The organism is Desertihabitans aurantiacus (genome assembly GCF_003344635.1).
Lineage (GTDB): Bacteria > Actinomycetota > Actinomycetes > Propionibacteriales > Propionibacteriaceae > Desertihabitans > Desertihabitans aurantiacus.
Genome location: NZ_QPKK01000272.1, coordinates 1 through 4,989, shown reverse-complemented (window position 1 = coordinate 4,989; position 4,989 = coordinate 1). Strand labels below are relative to the sequence as shown.

The 4,989-nt window shown below is 74.8% G+C and carries 5 protein-coding genes; 1 reads left to right on the top strand and 4 read right to left on the bottom strand.

Going from position 1 to position 4,989, the window contains the following annotated elements; translation table 11 throughout:
- Positions 1 to 181: 181 nt before the first annotated feature.
- The gene (locus tag DVA66_RS17000; protein WP_198671880.1) at positions 182 to 1,495 is read left to right on the top strand and encodes a right-handed parallel beta-helix repeat-containing protein; all 1,314 of its coding nucleotides are present in this window, start codon (positions 182 to 184) and stop codon (positions 1,493 to 1,495) included.
- Positions 1,496 to 1,502: 7 nt separating this feature from the next.
- On the opposite strand, the gene DVA66_RS16995 is transcribed toward DVA66_RS17000, so the two are convergent.
- The 4 genes from DVA66_RS16995 to DVA66_RS16980 all read right to left on the bottom strand — a co-directional run bounded on the left by DVA66_RS16995 (position 1,503) and on the right by DVA66_RS16980 (position 4,720).
- Positions 1,503 to 2,195, bottom strand: a complete 693-nt coding sequence (locus DVA66_RS16995; protein WP_114561129.1) for a hypothetical protein — start codon at positions 2,193 to 2,195, stop codon at positions 1,503 to 1,505.
- 100 nt (positions 2,196 to 2,295) lie between these two features.
- Entirely contained in the window at positions 2,296 to 3,231 is a 936-nt protein-coding gene (locus DVA66_RS16990) for a COX15/CtaA family protein (RefSeq protein WP_114561128.1), read from the bottom strand.
- Positions 3,219 to 3,998, bottom strand: coding sequence for an ABC transporter permease (locus tag DVA66_RS16985; RefSeq protein ID WP_114561127.1), 780 nt, complete (start codon positions 3,996 to 3,998; stop codon positions 3,219 to 3,221). The genes DVA66_RS16990 and DVA66_RS16985 overlap by 13 nt, the downstream gene beginning before the upstream one ends.
- The gene (locus DVA66_RS16980) at positions 3,995 to 4,720 is read right to left on the bottom strand and encodes an ABC transporter ATP-binding protein (protein ID WP_232822031.1); all 726 of its coding nucleotides are present in this window, start codon (positions 4,718 to 4,720) and stop codon (positions 3,995 to 3,997) included. The genes DVA66_RS16985 and DVA66_RS16980 overlap by 4 nt, the downstream gene beginning before the upstream one ends.
- Between the last annotated feature and the right edge of the window lie 269 nt (positions 4,721 to 4,989).

Sequence of the window (4,989 nt, the reverse complement as noted above, 5' to 3'; positions counted from 1 at the left end):
CCCAGCAGGAAGGCCCCGGCCGCCCCGGCGGCCACGCCGCCACCCAGCAGCGCCCGCCGGCCGACGCGCGCCGACGGCAGAGGGGTGTCGGGGGATCCCATGCCCGGCAGGATAGTGGGCCGGGCGGCGTCCGGCTCCCGGCGCGGTCGGCGGTCGCGCCCCGCACCGGTAGGTTGTGCGGGTGCGAACCCCCCGGACGCTCATCATGGTCGTGGTCTGCCTGCTCCTGCTCAGCGGGTGCACCGGCGGTGGCGGGGACGACGTCCGCCCCGAGGGCGAGGGCCCGGTGACCATCCGGGTGCCCGAGCACGCCGGCACCATCCAGGCCGCCGTCGACGCCGCCCGACCCGGTGACACCGTCGAGGTCGCCCCCGGGACGTACCGCGAGAGCGTGCAGATCCGCACCGACGACCTCACGCTGCGCGGCACCGACCGCAACGCCGTGGTCCTGGACGGCGAGGGTGTGCGGAGCAACGGGGTGGTGGTCACCGCCGACCGCGTCACGGTCGCCAACCTCACCGTCCGCGACCACAACCTCAACGGCGTGCTGGTGACCGGCTTCAGCGACGAGAACGGCGGCCTGGCGCGGGGCAGCGACGGCTACCACCGGCTCGACCCCGAGCAGTTCCCGCCGGTGCAGGGCTTCGCGGTCCGCTACGTCACCGCGGCCAACAACGGCCTGTACGGCATCTACGCCTTCGACGCCCAGGACGGGGTGGTCGAGCGCAGCTACGCCTCCGGCCACGCCGACTCCGGCTTCTACGTGGGGCAGTGCCAGCAGTGCGACGTGGTGGTCCGCGACAACGTCAGCGAGTACAACGCCGTCGGCTACGAGCAGGCCAACGCGAGCAGCACCGTCTCGGTGGTCCGCAACCGGTTCGCCGCCAACCGGGTGGGCATGGCGGTGATGTCGGACTACCAGGAGGCCTTCGTCCCCCAGCGGGAGGGTCTGGTGGCCGGCAACGTGGTCGTCGACAACGCCGCGGTGGAGACGCCGGCGCACGCCGAGGGCGGTTTCGGGATCGGCATCGGCCTGACGGGTGCGCAGGACAACACGATCAGCGGCAACCTCATCAGCGGGCACCCGACCGCCGGGGTGCTGGTGACCTCCGCCGAGGACATCCCCTCGCTGGGCAACCAGCTGGTCGGCAACGTCGGCGAGCACAACGAGGTCGACGTGGCCTACACCGCCACCGACCGCGCGCCCGGTGAGGGCAACTGCCTGGCCGACAACGAGTTCAGCTCCACCTCACCCGAGGGCTTGCAGGACAGCTGGAGCTGCCCCGAGGGCGGGGCGCGGACGGTCGGCGCCCCGTTGAGCGCCGAGACGGCGCCCGAGGGCATCTCCTTCCGTGACGTCCGCGCACCGCTGGAGCAGCCGCAGATGCCGGAGAGCTTCCTCGATGCCGCACCGGAGGCACCGCCGGTCACCGACGCCGAGACCGCGCTGCCGCCGGCGGACCTCTACGCCGAGCTGGCCCACGGCACCGACTGAGCACCGCTCAGCCCAGCGCCGGCACCTCCACGCCGTCCGCGGCGGTGAAGTCGAAGGTGCTCCACAGGTCGGTCTGACCGAGGGCGGCCTCCAGCCGCAGCAGGTTCCCCCGCTGGTCCACCCAGTACCGCAACCTGGAGCCCGCCTGGTCCGGTGCGCCCTCCGGGGTCGGCCCGGTCACGACGTCCACCGCGACGTCGTCGACCTGGTCGGTGCGCAACCAGCGGGCGTCGCTCTGCGCCAGCAGCAGCGGGTTGTCCGGACGGTCGGCCCCGAGCTGCAGCACCATCGCCAGCGCGGTGTCGAACACCGCCTGCTCCGGCACCACCGCCGACCGCGCCCAGCCGTCCTCCGGGCGCGGCAGCACCGGCTCCGGCACCGGCGCGGGCCGGCTCGCCTTGACGGTGCGGTCCCAGTGCACCAGGCCGAGCTCCTCGGCGCCGTCGGCGGTGAGGAGGGAGGCGTAGGCCACGAAGGCGCGGTAGTCGACCCAGCCGGCGAGCCGGAGCGGTTCGGGCGTCCCGACCAGGTGCAGGTCCACCCGTCGGGTGCCCTCGTCGTAGGCGTTGAACCGGATCACCGCGAACCGCTCCGCCTCCGCGGTGGTCAGCGGACGCGGGTCGTCGTCCTGCCCGCAGGCGGTCAGACCGGCCAGCGCACCCGCCGCACCGGCCAGCAGCAGGGCCCGTCGGGAGATCATGAGTCGCCGCCTCGGGAGGTGGGGTGGGGTGCCGGCACGACGCCTCACCCTAGCCGAGCCGTGGTCCCGCCGTCCCCGCCCCCGTCGCGGCCTGGACGGCTCAGCCGGCGGCGATGCCGACGGCCGCGCTGGGCGCGCGGTCGGAGTCGACCGCGGAAGGACGGCGCAGCGAGAGCATGAGGTTGGTGGCGGCCGCCATGGTCAGGCACAGCCCCAGCATGTGCACCATCACCAGCGGCACCGGCACCCCGGTGAAGTACTGCACGTAGCCGACCACGCCCTGGCCGAGCTCGACCAGCAGCAGCACCAGCGCCGCCCGCGATCGGGTGATCACCAGGGTGGCGACCGTGGCCGCCACCAGCAGCCAGACGCTGCCGGAGTGCAGCCTGGTCACCAGCTCGATGTCGAAACCGGTGCGGCGGGCGTCCGCGTCGCCGGCGTGCGGGCCGCTGCCGGTCACCACGGTGCCCACCCAGCTCGCCACCCAGGCCAGCACGAAGGTCGCCCGGCCGAGCCATAGCCCGGGCGCCGGCACCGGACGCCGCGGCGCCCGCCAGACGATGCGCACCAGCCAGGTCGACAGGCAGATCAGCGCCACCGACAGCAGCAGGTGCAGCGCCACCACGAACGGGTTGAGCCCGCTGAGCACGGTGAGCCCGCCGATCACGCCCTGGAAGGGGATGCCGATCGCGATCCCGACCGCGAGCAGCCGCACCCGGTGCCCGCGCGGCCCGTCCGGACGCCGGTCGTCGGCCCAGGCGTGCGCCAGCGCGGCCGCCACGGTGCCGAGGGCGATGAGGATGAGCACGAAGGTCAGCAGCCGGTTGCCGAACTCGATGATCCCGTGGTGGCCCATCTCCGGCGTGGTGACGTAGGAGTCCTCGGTGCACCGCGGCCAGGTGGGGCAGCCCAGCCCCGAGCCGGTCAGCCGCACCAGGGCCCCGGTCAGCACGATGACGACGTTGGCCACGAGCAGGGCCGTCGACCAGCCCCGCAGCGAGCGCTCGGACCCGAGCGCGGCGATCAGGCGGTCCATCGGAAGCTCCTCCTCGCGATCAGCAGGCCGAGCAGCGTCCACACCAGCAGCACGACCAGGTGGCTGGCGTCGACGACACCGGCCGAGGCGTTGCGCAGCGACTCCCCGAGAGCCGCCGTCGGCAGCGCCGGGACCACCGCACCCCAGACGCCCGGGTAGTTCTCCGGACCCAGCACCAGCGCACCGGTGGCGGCCAGCAGCAGGTAGACGAGGTTCGCCACGGCCAGGGTCACCTCCGCGCGCAGGGCCCCGGCCAGCGCCAGCCCCCAGGCGGCGAAGCAGACCACCGCGAGCGCGACCGCGGCGACCCCGGCCAGCCAGGGCAGCGGCTCCCCGGCAGGACGCCAGCCCAGCGCGAGGGCCGCGACGCCGAGCACGAGCAGCTGGGCCAGCACCACCCACAGCAGCGCGACCGCCTTGCCGAGCACCAGCCCGGAGCGTCCGAGCGGCGTGCTCGCCAACCGCTCCAGGACGCCGTAGCGCCGTTCGAACCCGGTGGCGATCGCGGTGGACGTGAACGCGCTCGACCACACCGCCAGGGCGAGCACCGACGGCGCCAGCCCCTGCAAGCCGCCGAACCGGGCCGTCAGGTCGGCCGGGGCGACCCGGGCCAGCAGCAGCACCCCCAGCGGCACCACCAGGGCCAGCAGCAGCTGCTCGCCGTTGCGGACCAGCAGCAGGAACTCCGTGCGGGCCTGGCGCAGCACCCGGCTCGGGGCGGCCGCCGCGCCGGGGGCGGGGGAGAGGTCGAGGGTCGCGGCGCTCACGGGCGGATCCTGGAGGTGGTGTGGTCGAGGAAGACCTGCTCGAGGCTGCGGCCGTCGGCGGCCAGCTCGGTGACGGTGCCGCTGACCCGCACCCGCCCGGCGTCGATGATGTGCACCTGGTCGGCCAGCTCGGCGGCCTCGTCCATGGCGTGGGTGGTGATGAGCACCGTGGTGCCGGCGGCGCGCAGCTCGCGCAGCAGCGCCCAGACCGCGCGGCGGGTGTGCGGGTCCATGCCGGCGGTGGGCTCGTCGAGGAACACCAGCTCGGGACGTCCGACCAGGGCCCCGGCGAGGTTGACCGCCTGCTTCTGCCCACCGCTCAGCCGCCGGTACGGGGTGCGGGCCAGCTCGTGCAGCCCGAGCCGCTCGGCCAAGGCGTCCACCGGCAGCGGCGAGGCGTGCAGCCCGGCGAGGTGGCGCAGCATCTCCAGTGGACGGATCCCCGACCAGGCGCCGCTGTCCTGGGGCATCACCCCGACCCGGCCGCCGGCCAGCGCCCGGCCGACCGCCTGCCCGCCGATCCGGACCGTGCCGGCGTCCGGCTCGAGCACTCCGGTGCAGCAGCGGATGAAGGTGGTCTTGCCCGCGCCGTTGGGGCCCAGCAGCGCGGTGGTCCGGCCCCGCTCGGCCGCGAGCGTCAGCCCGTCCAGCACCGTCCGTCCACCCAGCGCGAGCCGGAGGTCGACCGCCTCCAGGGCGGTCGGGGAGGACGCAGAGGGCACCGCAGGAGTGTAGTCCAGGACGCTCCACCCAGCGGGACGCGAGCGGGCCTCCCCCTTGACCTCGGCGGCGTCCTCCGCTGTGGTGGAGACGTCCCTCCGCGGTCCTGCACCGCAGCGGCCGTGCATCCCGGGACCGACCACCCCCATGTCGCACCCCCACCCCCAGGAGACGACAGCATGTGCGAGCACCACCCCACCCTGCCCGCGAGCACCCCCCGGCTCGGCCGTCGCGCCGTGCTGCGGGGTCTCGGCCTGACCGGCCTCGGCCT